This window comes from Aphanothece microscopica RSMan92, from assembly GCF_046613545.2.
Taxonomy (GTDB): domain Bacteria; phylum Cyanobacteriota; class Cyanobacteriia; order PCC-6307; family Cyanobiaceae; genus NIES-981.
Genome location: NZ_JBKKKY020000431.1, coordinates 1 through 515, shown reverse-complemented (window position 1 = coordinate 515; position 515 = coordinate 1). Strand labels below are relative to the sequence as shown.

The following is a 515-nucleotide window of genomic DNA, read 5'->3' as shown; positions in this document are numbered from 1 at the left end:
GCCGCCTGGGTCTTCGCCAGCCGCATCATCGACAGCACCGAACGCGCCCAGGTCCTGGCCGCGACCCAGCGGGCGGAGGCCGCGGCGGCGGTTACCGAGCAATTCATCCTCCGCGCCCTCGACGACACGGCCACCATCCAGATCCTCGCGCAGCAATGGCTGCTGCTGGATGAGGCGGGGGACGGCCCGGCGCGCGGGCAGATCGAACAGGCGATGCGCAACGTCACCGGGGACCGCGACGCATCGCGCCTTCCCCTGGCGAGTATCGTCATCCTCGGGCCCGATGGCGCGTCCCGCTGGTCCTCCTCCGTCGCCTTCCGCCCCTTCGATGCCCGTGACCGGGACTATTTCCAGGCCTTCGCCCAGGGCTACCAGGGCCTGTTCCTGACGGCGCCGCAGGTCGGCCGGGGCACCGGCGCGCGCCTGGTCATCGCCGCGCAGCACCTGCATGACCGCAGCGCCGCCTTCGGCGGCGTCGTCACGGTCGGGCTGCGCCCGGATGACCTCTCGCGCAG

At 72.6% G+C, this 515-nt stretch carries 1 protein-coding gene; it reads left to right on the top strand.

Annotated features, from left to right (window positions below):
- A partial coding sequence (locus ACLD7X_RS18390; RefSeq protein WP_411425128.1) for a PDC sensor domain-containing protein occupies nt 1–515 on the top strand: 515 nt, incomplete at both ends.